Annotated in this window: 13 protein-coding genes; 6 read left to right on the top strand and 7 right to left on the bottom strand. The window is 59.5% G+C overall.

Annotation, left to right across the window (positions count from 1 at the left end; all coding sequences use genetic code 11):
- Positions 1-139: 139 nt before the first annotated feature.
- A complete protein-coding gene (serB, locus tag ACKPCU_RS16705; protein WP_104737315.1) occupies positions 140-1,351 on the top strand; it encodes a phosphoserine phosphatase SerB in 1,212 nt (403 codons plus the stop codon).
- Between the two features lie 41 nt (positions 1,352-1,392).
- Here serB and ACKPCU_RS16700 read toward each other — a convergent pair whose 3' ends face one another.
- The 3 genes from ACKPCU_RS16700 to epmB form a co-directional block, all read right to left on the bottom strand.
- A complete protein-coding gene (locus tag ACKPCU_RS16700; RefSeq protein ID WP_321348439.1) occupies positions 1,393-3,462 on the bottom strand; it encodes an EAL domain-containing protein in 2,070 nt (689 codons plus the stop codon).
- A gap of 60 nt (positions 3,463-3,522) precedes the next feature.
- Positions 3,523-5,328 carry a molecular chaperone gene (locus ACKPCU_RS16695; protein WP_321348438.1) on the bottom strand — a complete coding sequence of 602 codons (1,806 nt, stop codon included), beginning with the start codon at positions 5,326-5,328 and terminating at the stop codon, positions 3,523-3,525.
- A gap of 162 nt (positions 5,329-5,490) precedes the next feature.
- Complete coding sequence (gene epmB, locus ACKPCU_RS16690) at positions 5,491-6,540, bottom strand: EF-P beta-lysylation protein EpmB (RefSeq protein WP_321348436.1); 1,050 nt, start codon at positions 6,538-6,540, stop codon at positions 5,491-5,493.
- Between the two features lie 105 nt (positions 6,541-6,645).
- On the opposite strand from epmB, the gene efp reads away from it, so the two are divergent.
- Together efp and epmA are read left to right on the top strand one after the other, a co-directional pair.
- Positions 6,646-7,212 (top strand): elongation factor P, encoded by a 567-nt coding sequence (gene efp, locus ACKPCU_RS16685; RefSeq protein ID WP_321348434.1) that lies wholly within the window; start codon positions 6,646-6,648, stop codon positions 7,210-7,212.
- Positions 7,213-7,281: 69 nt separating this feature from the next.
- Positions 7,282-8,244 (top strand): elongation factor P--(R)-beta-lysine ligase, encoded by a 963-nt coding sequence (gene epmA / locus ACKPCU_RS16680; protein ID WP_321348433.1) that lies wholly within the window; start codon positions 7,282-7,284, stop codon positions 8,242-8,244.
- A gap of 3 nt (positions 8,245-8,247) precedes the next feature.
- Here epmA and asd read toward each other — a convergent pair whose 3' ends face one another.
- The 3 genes from asd to ACKPCU_RS16665 all read right to left on the bottom strand — a co-directional run bounded on the left by asd (position 8,248) and on the right by ACKPCU_RS16665 (position 11,716).
- A complete protein-coding gene (asd, locus tag ACKPCU_RS16675) occupies positions 8,248-9,096 on the bottom strand; it encodes an archaetidylserine decarboxylase (protein ID WP_321348430.1) in 849 nt (282 codons plus the stop codon).
- A gap of 9 nt (positions 9,097-9,105) precedes the next feature.
- Entirely contained in the window at positions 9,106-9,915 is an 810-nt protein-coding gene (locus ACKPCU_RS16670) for a rhodanese-like domain-containing protein (RefSeq protein WP_321348428.1), read from the bottom strand.
- Between the two features lie 211 nt (positions 9,916-10,126).
- On the bottom strand, positions 10,127-11,716 hold the full coding sequence (locus ACKPCU_RS16665; protein ID WP_321348426.1) for a hypothetical protein: 1,590 nt from the start codon (positions 11,714-11,716) through the stop codon (positions 10,127-10,129).
- Positions 11,717-11,824: 108 nt separating this feature from the next.
- Here ACKPCU_RS16665 and motA point away from each other — a divergent pair, with 108 nt between their 5' ends.
- Both motA and motB read left to right on the top strand, forming a co-directional pair.
- Positions 11,825-12,679: a flagellar motor stator protein MotA gene (motA, locus tag ACKPCU_RS16660; RefSeq protein ID WP_104737307.1), complete on the top strand. Its 855-nt coding sequence runs from the start codon at positions 11,825-11,827 to the stop codon at positions 12,677-12,679.
- Between the two features lie 3 nt (positions 12,680-12,682).
- Positions 12,683-13,726, top strand: coding sequence for a flagellar motor protein MotB (gene motB / locus ACKPCU_RS16655; protein WP_321348424.1), 1,044 nt, complete (start codon positions 12,683-12,685; stop codon positions 13,724-13,726).
- Positions 13,727-13,733: 7 nt separating this feature from the next.
- Here the strand turns inward: motB and rsgA are convergent, their stop codons facing one another.
- Complete coding sequence (gene rsgA / locus ACKPCU_RS16650; RefSeq protein WP_321348422.1) at positions 13,734-14,756, bottom strand: small ribosomal subunit biogenesis GTPase RsgA; 1,023 nt, start codon at positions 14,754-14,756, stop codon at positions 13,734-13,736.
- 91 nt (positions 14,757-14,847) lie between these two features.
- On the opposite strand from rsgA, the gene orn reads away from it, so the two are divergent.
- Positions 14,848-15,390, top strand: a complete 543-nt coding sequence (gene orn, locus ACKPCU_RS16645) for an oligoribonuclease (protein WP_104737304.1) — start codon at positions 14,848-14,850, stop codon at positions 15,388-15,390.

Genomic DNA, 15,390 nt, shown 5'->3' with positions numbered 1-15,390 from the left:
GGTTTGAATCTCGGGGGAATCGGGGAATAGCAATGTGGCGAGTATAGCTATTCCCCAAATGCGGCAAAAGGCTGATATGTGAGGCGTTGGGCAAATGCAGGTAGAATAGGTTCCTCACTTTTAACTGGGAGCGAGCGTCTTGAAGGAAATCGTTCTGATCAACATCACCGGTCCTGATCGCCCGGGTCTTACTGCGGCTATCACCGGGCTGCTCGCCAGGGCGCGGGTCAATATTCTCGATATTGGTCAGGCGGTCATTCATGACACGCTGTCCTTCGGTATTCTGGTCGAAATGCCGGCTGATCAGGGTAGCTCCGATGTGCTCAAGGAAGTTCTGTTCCGGGGCTATGAGTTGGACCAGCAGGTGCGCTTCACGCCTGTCAGTGCGGACGAGTACAGTCGCTGGGTCACAGGGCAGGGCAAGCCGCGCCATATCGTAACCTTGCTCGCCCGCCGGGTGACTGCCGAGCACATCGCCCGGGTCAGTGAGATTACCGCGCGTTACGGTCTTAATATTGATCATATTGATCGTCTGTCGGGGCGGATTCCTGAGGGGTTGCCGGAGGATCAGGGCAAGGGTTGCATCGAATTCTCCGTACGCGGTGAGCCGGAAGATCCGGCCGCTCTGCGCGCGGAATTTCTGGCTATTGCTCAGGAGTTGAGCGTCGACATTGCTTTCCAGCAGGACAGTATCTTCCGCCGTAACCGTCGCCTGGTTGTATTCGATATGGACTCGACGCTGATTGACGCCGAGGTTATCGACGAGTTGGCCAAGGCCGCCGGTGTTGGTGATGCGGTGGCGGAAATCACCGAACGGGCAATGCGGGGCGAGCTGGATTTTCGCGCCAGCTTCCGTGAGCGGATGGCGTTGCTCAAGGGGTTGCCGGTGTCGACTCTGGACAGCATCGCTGAGTCGCTGCGGTTGACGGAAGGGGCAGAGACGCTGATCGCGCAATTGCGCCGACTGGGCTACAAGACCGCGATTCTCTCTGGCGGTTTTACCTACTTTGCCGAACGCCTGCAGCAGCGCCTGGGCATTGACTATGTGTATGCCAACTCACTTCCGGTCGAAGATGGTTTGGTGACTGGGGAGGTGCTGGAGCCGATTGTTGATGGTCAGCGCAAGGCTGAGCTGCTGCGTCAACTGGCTAGCCAGGAAGGGATCAGTCTGGAGCAGACCATCGCCGTCGGCGATGGTGCAAATGACCTGCCAATGCTCTCTATCGCGGGGCTCGGTGTAGCCTTTCGGGCGAAGCCGCTGGTCAAACAGTCTGCCAAACAGGCTATTTCAACACTGGGGCTGGACGGCATTTTGTATCTGCTGGGATTTCGCGATCGGGAAGGTATGTAGTGCACTGTGGGCGTTGCATGCGCTGCAACGCCCACACGCTGTCAGTCGGCTGAGAAATCGTAGTTCATGCTGTCGCTGGGTGCCTGCAGGTAGTGGCCCTGAATGTAGTTGGCGCCAGCCTGCCAAAGTGTTGGCATCATGGCCGCGCTATCAACGTACGGCACAATGGTGAGCTTGCCCTGGCTGTGCAGCGAACTGATGATTTCCTTCAGGGTTGCTACCGCTTTCTCGTCAGACAGGTCGCGGGTGAATGAGCCGTCTATCTTGATGTAGTCGGCGTGCACATGTTTGAGCGCAGCGTAGGGGTTCAGCGCACCGCCAAAGTGGCTGATTGAGACCTTGCAGTGCATTTGGTGCAGGGCCTCGGTGTGCATCTTGGCCTGCTTGAGGTAGGTGTTCACATCCGCGTCGTGGAACTGGAAGATGATGGCGTCAGCCGGCAGCCTGGCCTCTTTCAGTTTGGCGGCAATCCATTCGACCATGTCTGCTTCCTGCAGGCTCGCCGCGCTCAGGTTGAGCAGCAGATGGGTGTCTGCGCCGCGACCGCGGTGATTGCTCAGTAGCTTGACGGCCTGAGTGATCACCCAGCGATCAATCTCCAAGGCCAGGCTAGCTTCCTGCGCCGCCGGCAAAAAGTCTGCGGCTGGCACTTCCTCGCCCTCATGGTTCAGCAAGCGGAGGAAGGTCTCGTAATTCTCTGCCTCGTCACCACGCAAGCTGATGATAGGCTGGAACAACAGGCGGAAGCCGTTGGTTTCCAGCGTGTGCTGGATCAGTGCGATCAGGTTGCCGCGGTTGGCTTGCAGTGCCAGCTCTTCCAGCGGGTTGAATACCTTGATGCCATTACCACCGTTGTTGCTCAGTTGATCGGCAAGGCGGTGGGCCCGGTCTATGGCTTCGACCGGGTCAGCTTCGGTTTCGCTGATCGAGGCTACGCCCATGCTGACCGTAATGCGCACGGTGCGGCCGTTGGTTTCGAACAGGTGCGCTTCAATCTTGGCGCGCAGGGCCTCCAGTTGCTCGGTAGCGGTGGCAGGCTCCTGACCTTCGATCAGGATGCTGCAGGCATCGTCGGCGAAGCGTGCCATGAGGGTGTCTTCGCTAAAGTGTCCACGCAGCATTTGCGCTAGGTCGGTCAGCAACAGGTCAGCCGCGCCGATGCCGATGTCGGCTTGCAAGCTGCTGAAACCGTCGATGCTGAGGTAGACCAGCGTGCTTGGTTGGCCCTGGCGCACAGCCTGGTCACGAACGGTTTCCAGCTGCTCCTGAAAGTACGCTCGATTGAACATGCCGGTAACCAGATCGCGGCTGGCCATGACCTTGAGCTTTTCTTCGAACTCGCTGCTCGCTGTTTCGGCGCGGATAACAACCTGGGTGCAGGGTTCGCCGTCGTAACTCGCCGGCGAAAAGCTCAGCACAATAGGGAAGCGTTTACCACTGCTGTCCAAGGCCTTGCAGCGCATTTCGTTCTGACCGGCCGGACTGCTGTAGTTGCGCAGGAAGTCTTTGAACCGCCCCTGATCTTCCGCATCAATCAGGCCGACCATCGGCTCTGCGGCGAGGTCATCCGGATCATCGTAGCCAAACATCTCGCCATAGGCGCGGTTGGTGTAGATGTGCATTCCGTCGAGTACGTAGGCGATCGCGTCCACGGAGCTATCTAGCAGCAGCTGGCAGCGTTTTTCGGCTTCTCGCAGGGTCTGTTCGATGATGCGGCGCTGACGGCGTGCTTCGAGGTTTGCCAGCTCGCGGTCTACCACCAGGGTCATCAGGACGTCGGCATCTTGTGGCAGGGCGTCGGCCATGCCGGCACGCAAGGCGTCGACACGCATGTCCAGGTCCACTTCTGGTTTGAGCAGAATGAACGGAATGTCGCGGGCCTGCCGCTTGATCAGAGTGATGGCGTCGTCGGCACTCAGATAGCTTGTCTCGGCTTGCGCGAGACAGATGTCCCAGGTTTGTTGCAGGCATTCCTGCAAGTCTTCAATCGAGGTGACACGATGGGCGCGAGTGGCATGGCCTGCATTACGAAGCAGGCTGACCAGACGCTCTGCGTTATTCTGAGAGTCGTCGAGAATCAGCAGCTTGATGGCTTGTTTTTCGTTGGCCATGGTCTTCCGGGGGATGTCGGGCTGGACTCGCCAGCCCCTTGCAAATCAGGAAGCTTGAATCTACAGAGACTTCCAGAGTGAGTCAAAGTCATCTTCTGGGCCAGTGACCAAAGATGCGCTGCTTGTCTCAGATTGGCTGCTCTCTGCCACTGTCTGATCAATCAGATGGTATTCGAACTGGCTGAAGCTTCCGGTCGCTGTCACCCTGCCGCTAAGGTTGGCCTTTTCGGTCTTGCCGCTGTGCAGGATGTTGATTTTGCTGTGAACCTGGAACGGCAGGCGCGGGGTAATAATGGTTGGCGGGCGGTCGATAGCGGTCACCGCGGGGAGCAGCAGGGCGCGCAGATACTGGCTCGGCTCGCCGGTCTTGCGGATCAGCTTGGCCGCGCAGGGGGTACAGTGTGGCGCAATCAGCTCAATACCCATCTGGGTGCCACCGCCGCGAACCTGACGAATCCAGCGCACGACCGCCAGACTCCAGTCCTGTTCGTTGGCTTCCTGAATGCCGAGCAGTTCGCCAGCCTGCAACTGCTTTGGAACTTCCTTCGGCCAGGTCAGGCAGAAGCCGCCCGGGCTGTGGTTGACGATGGGCAGGGTGTGGATCGGATATTGTTCATCGCCTTCGTCCTGGTCTCCCAGGCTGTTGCCATAATCAATCAGCTCCACGCCAGCCGAGTGCCACTCGACTGAGCCACCGCTGCCAGCACCGCCACTGCCACCGTCGAAGGCGTTGCTCCAGCCACCCTCGCGGGCGCGTTGGGCTGCGTCCGAGAAGGGGTTCAGTTCGGCTTCACTGGCGTCGATCATACGCGCAAAGCTTTTGCCGGAAATCCGGTAGTGAGTCGCGCTCATGCCGATGCTGACGCGCAGATGACCCTGGCTCGGAATTCGGTTGAAGGTACGCTCTGCCAAGTCGCCCCAGGACTGGCTGACATGCTGCAACAGCTCAATGCCCAGCGCATTGGGGATGTGCAGGTCACCGTGATATTCACTGCCAGCGGTCATGAATTCTTTGATGCCATTGACCAGCCTGCGGGTATCCAGTCCTAGGCTGTTGTCGAGGCTTTCACCACGAATCAGGGACTTGTAGCGCGGCGGGCAGTCCATATCAGGGTTGATGATGAACAGTGCCTTGCTGTCTTCCGGGGATACCAGGCGAGCGTGTCGGCTCCAGTCTTCTAGGGTGGCAAACAGGCGGCCCATTGCGCTCTGGCGCATTTGGTTCGGACGGCTTGCACCCATCAGCAGGGCAACCAGATAGCATTGTTCAATGCTAAGGGGCTGGCGGTCAGCGCTTTCGCTGTCGGGGACAGGTGTCTGGTGAAAGCCGCGTTTGCGTGCCAGTTGATAAAGCTGGTGTAGCTCCAGCCAGACGCCATCGGCAACCGGGCAGTAGAGTTGAAAGGCGCGTAACAACGGCCCGCAAAGCCCGCGGATTGAGCGTTGGAGGGCCAGCGTCATCAGGTTGGCGTGGTCACGTGACTTGATGCTGCGTTCCTGGGCAACGATTATCTTGTAGCCGTTGGCGAGGTGGTTTTGCAGTGACTGCGACAGGTTGGCAACCTTGCGTGGCTTGTCTTCAAGCACGATTGACTGGCCAAGGTAGTAGCGTGACAGCGCTGTGCAGACGTAGTGCACTTCCGGTCGGATGCGTTCCAGCATCGCCAGGCGCTTGTCGGCAGGTACGTTGTACTGGTTGAGCTCTATCAATCCTTGATACAGCTGTCGCGCGGTCTCGCCAATGTTGGCTTTTGGCAGATTAGCCAGCCACTGGGCTATGCCTTTCTCGGACCCCTCGGCGAAGCTCAGGTTGCTGAGGGTCTGCTGAGGTATCCGCAAATGCATTTTCTGCGTTGTGCTATCCATAACTGTTGTATCCAGTACAAACGTCTACGGCCTGATTTCGGCTTGCATCTCGTGCCGCTCGTCCGTGGCTCAGTGGGGGAAACTGCCTTCTGAGAAGACACTCTAGCAGCTTAGACATCAACTGGCTAAGCATGCTGTTCCGTGCGTGATATGGCCTTGGGATCACGCCTGATTCGGTTTTGAGGATGCGTCGTGCATCAGCTCAACACTGACGGGTACTTTTCCGGGCTCGCCGGCAACTTCTCGCACCAGTCTGGGTACCAGATAGCCCGGCATGCAAGTCAGCAGCGCACCGACAAGTTCCCGTGCTTCGTCGTCCGGAACCATAAAGTGGCTGGCACCACGTACGCGGTCAAGCAAGTGGAGATAATAGGGCAATATGCCTGCATCGCCTAGTGCCTCTCCGAGCGCCTGCTGTGCCTCCACACTGTCATTGACGCCGCGCAACAGGACCGCCTGGTTGAGCAGTATGACCCCTGCCTGGCGCAGTCGGGCGGCGGCGTCCCCGGTCAGGGTATCCAGTTCGGCGGCATGGTTGCAGTGCCAGACCATGGTGACCGGCAGGCGTGTGCCGCACAGGGCATCAATCAGCTCGGGTGTGATGCGCTGCGGGATGACGATGGGGAGCCGGGTATGCACACGCAGTCGCCGGACATGGGGGATTGCCGCAATGGCGCGGGTCAGCCACGCCAGGCGACGGTCATTGGCCGCGAGCGGATCGCCACCACTGTAGATGACCTCGCTGATGCTGGTGTCGCTGCGAATATAGTCGAGGGCGTCATCCCACTCGCTGGTGCTGAGATTGTTGTCGTCGTAAGGGAAATGACGGCGAAAGCAGTAGCGGCAGTTGACGGCGCAGCCACTGCTGACGACCAGCAGCAGGCGACCATGGTACTTGTGAATGATCCCGGGCCGTGCGTTGGTATGCTGTTCACCCAGTGGATCCAGTACATACCCTGGCTGTTCTGTCAGCTCTTCGCCAATGGGCAGGACCTGGCGCAGCAACGGATCATGGATATCGCCCGGGCGCATGCGGTTGAGGTAAGGCTCAGGTACTCGCAGCGGGAAGCTGCCGGCCGCCGCCAAGGCTGCGGGCAGCAGTGAACTTTCCAGTTGCAGGCGATGGAGCAGTTCGGCCGGGCTGGTGACGCTGTTGGCGAGGATGTTTTGCCAGTTGGCAGACTCAACACGAACTGCAGAACCATGTATCATTGGCGTTTTTCCGCGCATGGGTGTCAGGGTGTCCGACTGACTGCCTCGCACACTGATGGTGTGGCGCGAGTCGGATCATCCATTCAATTGAAAGTGGGAACTTGTATGGCCAACTATTCTACCAACGAATTCAAACCGGGTCTTAAGGTGATGCTGGACGGTGATCCGTGCTCGATCCTCGAGAACGAATACGTCAAGCCGGGCAAAGGCCAGGCGTTTAACCGCGTCAAGGTCCGTAACCTGAAAACCGGCCGCGTCAACGAGCGTACCTTCAAGTCGGGCGACAGCCTGGAAGGCGCTGACGTGATGGATCGCGAAATGGAATATCTGTACGCCGACGGCGAATTCTGGCACTTCATGGCGACCGACGGCTCCTTCGAGCAGTACGGCGCTGACGAGAAAGCCGTTGGTGACTGTATTAACTGGATGAAAGAGCAGGTGGTTTACACCGTGACCCTGTTCAATGGTGCGCCGATTGCGGTGACTCCGCCGAACTTTGTCGAACTGGAAGTCGTTGAAACCGACCCGGGCGTGCGTGGTGATACCTCCGGTGGTGGCAACAAGCCGGCCAAGCTGGTAACCGGCGCTGTGGTCAAGGTGCCGCTGTTCATCAACACCGGCGACGTGCTGAAGGTCGATACCCGTTCCAGCGAGTATGTTGGTCGCGCCTGATAGCGTCGGCAGTTGACGAAACCGGGGCTAAGCCCCGGTTTTTTGTGTCTGTAATTCGAGGTGTCCAGCATGACTAGAGAGTGGCGGCCCAGTGCGTCTATTGAGGCGTTGCGTCAACGCGCGGATATCATCAATCGCATTCGTCGCTTCTTTGCCGAGCGGCAGGTGCTGGAGGTGGATACCCCCAGCCTGTCGCATGCTGCGGTTAGTGATCCGTTTCTGCACCCCTTTTCCGCCGATTACATCCCGGAGGGCGGCGGTCAGCCGGCGACACTGTACCTGCATACGTCACCTGAATATCCGATGAAGCGCTTGCTCGCGGCCGGCAGCGGGCCGATCTGGCAGTTGTGCAAGGTCTATCGCAACGGCGAGATGGGGCGTCGGCATAATCCGGAGTTCAGCATGCTGGAGTGGTATCGCCCCGGGTTCGATCACCACCAGTTAATGGATGAGGTGGATGCGCTGGTTCGCGAGGTGCTTGTATGTGAGCCGGCGCGGCGGGTCAGTTACGCTGCCGTGTTTGCCGAGCATACCGGCCTGGATATTCACCGGTGCGGTGATGCCGACCTGCAACAGCTGGCCGCCGCCCGATGCGGCTTTCAGGGTGAGCTGTCGCGCGATGGTTATCTGAATCTGCTGTTTTCCGATTGCGTCGAGCCACAGTTGCAGGCGCCGACCATGGTTTATGCGTTTCCGGCGTCGCAGGCGGCGCTGGCGCAAGTTGTTGAGGGCGATGATGTGGTGCCCAGCGCCGCGCGCTTCGAGATGTTCGTGCAGGGGATGGAGCTGGCCAACGGTTACTTTGAGCTGACCGATGCCAATGAGCAGTTGCGGCGTTTTCAGGTGGATCAGCAGCAGCGGGAGGCGTTGGGGCTGTCAGTCTTGCCGATCGACATGCCTTTGGTTGATGCGCTGGAGGCGGGTATGCCGTCATGTGCTGGCGTGGCACTGGGGGTTGACCGGTTGGTGATGCTGGCGCTGGGCGCCAGCACGATCGCCGAGGTTATTGCGTTCGATACGCAGCGTGCCTGAAAATCAGGCGACGCTGCCCATGAGTTGCCCCATCTGGACGCTGTCGCCGGCCTTGAGTGATTCACTCCAGCGCATTGCATCAGGGCCAAACAGGACGATAGCGGTTGAGCCCAGTTTGAAGCGGCCCATCTCGTCACCTTTTTCCAGGCTCGGTGCAGCCTGGCCGTAGGCGGTGCTGCGCAGCTCGCGGCTGGGCGGGGCAACCAGGCCGGCCCATACGGTTTCAACCGACGCAACGATCATCGCGCCGACCAGAACGACGGCCATTGGACCGGCTTCGGTATCGAACAGGCACACCACCCGTTCATTCCGGGCGAACAGCTCTGGTACGTTCTCAGCGGTGGTCTGGTTGACCGAGAAAAGTTTGCCCGGAACGTAGATCATTTCCTTCAGGGTACCGCCCAATGGCATGTGTACGCGGTGGTAGTCCCGAGGCGACAGGTAAACAGTCGCGAACTCGCCGCCCTGGAAGGGGGCTGCTAGTTCGGCGTTGCCGCCGAGCAGTTCCTGTACGCTGAAGCTGTGTCCCTTGGCCTGGAATATACGGCCGTGTTCAATCTTGCCGAGCTGGCTGATGGCGCCATCGGCGGGGCAGAGGATGCTGCCTGAGGTCTGGTCCAGTGGGCGCGCATCGGGTTTAAGGGCGCGGGTAAAAAAGTCGTTGAAGCTGCTGTAAGCCGTTGGGTTCTCTTCCAGCGCCTGGCTCATATCAACCTGATAGCGCTTGACGAACCAGGTAATGAAGGGGTTCTTGACCCAGCTCCAGGTGCAATTGGCCAGGCAGCCAGCCAGGCGTGACAGCAGGTGGTGCGGCAGAAGGTACTGAAACAGGATGAAAAGGCGATCAGGCATGGGACTTCCTTAGAGTTCTACTTCGGTGTCAGGGTGGTTGCCCCACTCGGACCATGAGCCAGCATAGGCCTTGACGCGAGGGTAGCCCAGCAGCTTGGCTGCCAGATAGGTAAAGCCGGAGCGGTGGTGCGTCTGGCAGTGGGTGACAACTTCCTTGTCCGGGGTGATGCCCCGTTGTTGCAGCTGCTCGGCCATGTCTGCACGTATGCGCAGGCCACGCTCTGGGTCCATCCCGGCTGTCCATTCAAAGTTGACCGCGCCGGGTATATGTCCGCCCTTGCTGGCAACGACTTTCTCGCCGCGGTATTCCTGTGGCGAGCGTGCATCCCAGATAACGCGATCGGGGTTATGCAGGTCTGCCATCAGCGCTGCCAGAGTGACAGTGTGATGGTCATTTGGTGTGATCGTCGGTGTCGTAGGCGTGGCTTGCTGCGGCGCACTCTCTAGCGGCAACCCGTCTGCAATCCATGCTTTAAGGCCGCCATTGAGGTAGCTGTAGTGCGTATGGCCGATGCAGTCGAGCATCCAGATGAAGCGTCCGGCCCAGCCACCCCCTTCATCGTCATACACAACGTAGTGGAGATCGTCCCGGTGGCCCAGTTCGGCGAAAATAGCCTGCAATTCGGGCAGGCCCGGCAGTGGCCCTGGGCGGGGGGCTGACGAAGCTGTGCGTGCCGTAGCCAGGTGCACTGCCCCCGGGATGTGCCCGGTTTGATATTGCTCTGTGCTACTGAGGTCGACGAGGCGAATATGCTCGGCGTCCAGCGGCAGCGACAGGTCGGCCGGCTCAATGAGTAGTGGTAACGTGGAGGGCGCCATGGGCAAGGTCTCCCGGGTTGGAACGCTCAGGCGATCCGTCGAAAAGGTGAATGCTTGGGACTGTTGACGCTCATCTTGACTGCGCCAGCCCTATTTTGGCGTAGGGCAGGGCGCGAGTCACGAGGTTTGGTTGTTGCTGGCCTGTGGCGCGTGACACTGTGCTCTTTCTGGTACCGGCTGCCTTTGGCAGCGACCTCATATCGGTCCCCGGTTACTGGTGGCGTTGCTTGAAGTGCAGCAGCGCCTTGTGCAGGCATTGAGTGGTCTTTACTACTGCCTGCAGGTGTTTGGGGGCGAGCAATTGGTCGTTGCCGGTGCTGACGAAGACCAGACCGATCAGTTGCTGGTTGTGCACCAGTGGTGTCAGGTGAAATGCGTTTCCTGCGCTTAGCTGTAACACCTTGTCGGGCAGTGTGGCGGCGTGTGTTGCGCGTTGCCGTTGGTCAATATCATGGCTGTTGGCGCTGAGCAGCCACGTTGGCCAGCTGCCTTCGCGGCTGCTGCCGATGGCGGCGCCGGCGACCGGCTGCTCGTTGTTGAAGCCACTTGCAACCGCGATCACCAACTGGTGGGTGCGGGCGCTGGACAGTGCGATCCAGCTGGCAGGCAAGCCGAGCCCGTTAATCAGGGCATTTTGAGCGCACTCCAATAGCTGCGTCAGGTTGTTGAACGATTCCGGTTGCTTGCTCAGTTTTAAACATAGCGATCGCCACAATTCCGGGTTGGCGGCGGAGCGGTTGTTGCTGGCACCACTGGAGTTGGTGGCTGTTGCGCTGACCGGTTCTGGCACCTTGTTGGTCGCGCCGGTGAGCGTCACCGGGTGCAGCAGGCGAGTGGCTGGGAGCAAGAGGTCACTGCCGTTGCGTGCGAACTGCTCGTGGGCACTGTTGACGGCATTCTCATGAGTCAACCGCTGGGCGTCAGCGACGTCGCAGTTCAGGTAAAGGGCGGTCAGCTTCTGCCAGCGCAGGGTGTGTCGTTTGTACCAGCTGTCGTGGCTGCTCAATGCGATGCCGTTGGAGATCAGCGCGCTGTTGGCGGGCTGGGTCAGCCAGCGATACAGTTCGCGGTCACTGTCCAGCTGGGCCTGCTGGTCCTGCGGATGTGCGCTGTCGCGTGCAACGTGCAGTGCCTTGACCATCGTTCGCCGATTATCGTTCAGTGACCGGTAGCCCTGCAGTATCCATGGCGGTAGCCACCAGTCTTGAGCCACCAACTGGACGAGCTTGAAGCCGCTTGCGGTGGTTTCGGCAACCTGGCGACGGGTGACGCCGTCAGGCAGAACGCCGTTGTTCAGGCCTTCCCAGTGCTGGAACAAGTGCGGCTTGAGGTAGGCAAGAGTCCATAAAGGAGAGAGAAACAGCAGGGTCGCTAGTGACATCTCGTGCCAGAGTCTGGCGATGCGGTGGGCGAATAGCCCTTGCGCCTGACTGACCGCGTGTTCACTGATACTCAGCAACTGGCGGTAGGCCCAGGGCAATTGTTGCGGGTCGACTACCGGAAGGTCCTTCAGCAGTTGTGCAATGCGTTGAGTGCCGAGCAGCGAGCAGGCCTGCTCCAGTGTCAGCACATCAACATCACGTTTGCGCGCCGCTGCGCCGGCGGCACGACAGATGTGGAGCGCGGCGACCGGCGAGCGCATGATCTCCTGGGTCAGCTCAGTGATGCTGAGCAGATCACTCTCCAGATGCTCGACCAGAGACTGTTGGTCGGCGGGGCTGATAGGCAGCACGCAGTCGCTCAGCTTCTGCCGCAATTCGCCGATAACCTCTCTGTTACCGTTGTTGGGGTGTGTGCTCATGCGCCTCACAGCTTTATACTAGTCTTCTGCACGACTATAACCTGAAAGGCAGTACTTTGCTGCCCTGCGCGGCGACGCGCGCCGGCTCGTTCTGGATACCTCGAATCTATGTTGAAAATTGGTGGTTTTGTTGTTGTTATCGGCAGTGTGTTGGGAGGCTTCCTGTTGTCGGGTGGCCACATCGCAGCGCTCTGGCATCCTTTCGAGATCCTGATCATTGGCGGTGCTGCCTTTGGCGCCTTTTTGGTGGCCAACAGCAGCGCCATAGTAAAAAAGTGCCTGCGTGCCGGGCCAGCCATCATTTTTGGTCATCGCTTTTCCAAACCGTTCTACCTGGATGTACTGGGTTTGCTCTACGAGGTGCTCAACAAAAGCCGGCGCGAGGGGATGATGGCCATCGAGCAGGATATCGAGGAGCCGAGCGAAAGCCCGATCTTCAGTAAATATCCCGCAATCCTCAACGATAAGATGATGACGGAGTTCATCTGTGACTATCTGCGCATCATGTCGACCGGCAACATGGCCCCGCATGAGCTGGAAGCGCTGTTTGATGTCGAGATTTCCGCGCTGACCGAGGAGCTGCTGGAGCCCTCGCACGCGGTCACCCGCGTCGCGGACGCGTTGCCCGGCTTCGGTATCGTCGCTGCCGTTCTGGGGATCGTGATAACCATGGGGATCCTCGGTGATGCTGAGCAGTCGGAAATTGGTGAGAAGGTAGCCACGGCGCTGGTGGGTACGTTCCTGGGTATTCTCGCCGCCTACGGTTTTGTTGGTCCGTTTTCCAGTGCGATGGGACACACCGCGCACGAGGAGGCCAATACCTATGAAGCGATCAAGATGACGCTCGTTGCCAGTGCGCAGGGGCTGCCGCCAGCGTTGGCGGTGGAGTTTGGTCGCAAGTCGCTGTTGCCCGAGCACCGTCCCAGCTTCACCGAGCTGGAAGATTCGGTTAAGGGACGCTAAGCGGTGGACAACAATCAGCCGATTATCGTTAAGCGTGTGACCCGCAAGGAGGCCGGCCATCACGGTGGCTCTTGGAAGATTGCCTTTGCCGACTTCGCAGTGGCGATGATGGCGTTCTTCCTGGTGATGTGGTTGCTGACAGTTGCGACACCGGAGCAGTTGCGCAGTGTGTCCGGCTACTTCAATGACCCGGTGGGCTTCAGTGAAGGGGGGAGCCCATTTGCCATTGATCTTGGCGGATCGCCAGAGGTTGCTCCGGAGCGCACGCTGAACAAGACTGAAGATCCCGAGGATCAGCAAATGATCGATGAGGACTCTGCCAGGCAGCTTGCGGATCAGGTTGAGCGCCGGGACATGGAGCAGTTGCTGCAGGAGCTGCAGAATCAGATCGACAGTGAGCCGGTACTGCAGCGGTTCAAGGATCAGATTCTGGTCGAGATTACCCAGGACGGCTTGCGTATCCAGATCGTCGATGCGGAGAATCGGCCGATGTTCGCCAGCGGTAGCGCCCAGCTGCAGCCTTACTTCGAAGATATCCTGCTGTCGCTGAGCGACACCATTGCCAAGGTCAACAAGAAAATCAGTATCAGTGGGCACACTGATGCCCAGCCCTATGTCGGGCGCAGTGGCTATGGCAACTGGGAGCTGTCGAGCGATCGGGCCAATGCCGCGCGCCGTACTCTGCTGGCGGCGGGCTACCCCGAGCAGCAGGTGGCGCGGGTGGTCGGTTATGCCGATTCGGCGTTGTTCGATCGCGAAAATCCGATGAGCCCGACCAATCGGCGCATCGATATCGTCGTGCTGAATAAACATGCGGAAGAGCAACTGCTGGATGGCACCGATGCGGCTGAGGCGCCGGCGTCAGCCCCGACTGCGTCTGCCCCGCTGGAGCCTGAGTCGCCGCCCCAGCCGGTTGAACCGTCAGCGGAACCCGTCGCGCCGGAGGAGAGTGCGCCTGTCGCAGAGCCTGCAGCAGCAGAGCCGGCAAACGAACGACGCCTTAATCTGTTTGATAGTGCCGAACCGATCAGACGCCTGCAGCAGTAAGGATGTCTCAGTTGGCAAGGGTTGAGAGGATGTGGCGATAGCTGCTCATGCGGATCGCTGAGATCTCACCTGCTTCAACCGCTTGAAGCAACGCGCAACCCGGTTCGTGCAGGTGCTGGCAGTCGCGGAAGCGGCAATGGCCCAGGAATGGCCGAAATTCGATAAAGCCTTCGAGCAGTTCATCGTGTGAGATGTGTGTCAGGCCGAATTCACGGATGCCGGGCGAGTCGATCAGGTCGCCGCCCGCCGGGAAATGAAACAGCTTCGCGGTGGTGGTGGTGTGGGTGCCCTTGCCAGTACTTTCCGACAGAGCGCCGACGCGCAGGTCCTGACCGGGTAGTAGCGCGTTGATTAATGACGACTTGCCAACCCCGGACTGGCCAACGAACACGCTGGTATGGTCCTTCAGTTCTGCTCGCAGGTTGTCCAGACCGTCCCCTTCGCCCGCCGACAGTAGCAGCGTGCGGTACCCCAGTCGGCTGTAGTCATCCAGCCATTGCAGCAGTTCCGGGTTGGGGCTGGTTTTCAGCAGGTCCGATTTGTTCATTACCAGCAGTGGTTCAATGTCAGCCTGCTCGGCTGCGACCAGATAGCGGTCAATCAGGTTGGTGTACGGCGTGGGCAGTGGCGCAAAGACGATGATCAGTCGGTCAACATTGGCGGCAACCGGCTTCAACTGGCCGCGCTGGTCCGGGCGGCAAAGCTCGGTCTGGCGCTCCTGCTGGGCGACAATGACACCGCCTTGCTGGTTGTCTGGGCGCCAGACGACTCGGTCGCCAGTAACCAGTGTGGGTAGATTGGCGCGGCGATAGCAACGGCGAATCTGGCCTGCCAGCTCGCCGCTGGTGGCCTCGACGTCAACCTGTACGCCAAAGTGTGCAATCACCAGACCCGGCTGCTCGCTGCCAAGGTCGCCACCGACCAGGCTTTCCTCTGCTCGTTCGGCGCGGCGGTCGGCGCGCGCGGCGCGCTCGTCCTGGATCTTCTGGATGCGCCAGTTTTGGCGGCGACTAAGGTTTCGTTTGGCCATGGACTCGGAGTCTGAATAATCGGCGGCAGTTTAGCAGTTATACTGCAGACATTGCGCGTTTCGCGCGTCCCACACCCATGCAGGAGCTCCCATGCAACACCCCGACAACCTGATCTGGATCGACCTGGAAATGACTGGCCTGGATCCTGATAACGACGTGATCATCGAAATTGCCACGATTGTGACCGACGCCGAGCTCAATGTACTGGCCGAGGGCCCCTCGTTGGCCATCAAGCAGCCGGACGCTTTGCTTGATGGCATGGACGAGTGGAATACCCGTCAGCATGGGCAGTCTGGCCTGACCCAGCGGGTGCGGGACAGCAAGATCAGCCTGGCTGATGCTGAGCAGCAGACCATTGAGTTTCTGTCCAGCTGGGTGCCCGCGGGTAAATCACCGATGTGCGGCAACAGTATCTGCCAGGACCGCCGCTTCCTTTATCGCGGCATGCCGGCGCTGGAAAAGTTCTTTCATTACCGCAATCTGGATGTCTCAACCCTTAAGGAGTTGGCGGCGCGCTGGGCTCCAGAGGTAAAGAACGGCTTCAAGAAGCAGAGCAGTCATCTGGCTATGGACGATATTCGTGATTCCATTGCCGAGTTGCAGCACTACCGCGAGCATTTCATCCGGTTCTGA

The organism is Halopseudomonas oceani (assembly GCF_963677335.1).
Lineage (GTDB): Bacteria > Pseudomonadota > Gammaproteobacteria > Pseudomonadales > Pseudomonadaceae > Halopseudomonas > Halopseudomonas oceani.
Note: the sequence above shows the minus strand (reverse complement) of the source record. Positions and strands in the feature narration are given on the sequence as shown.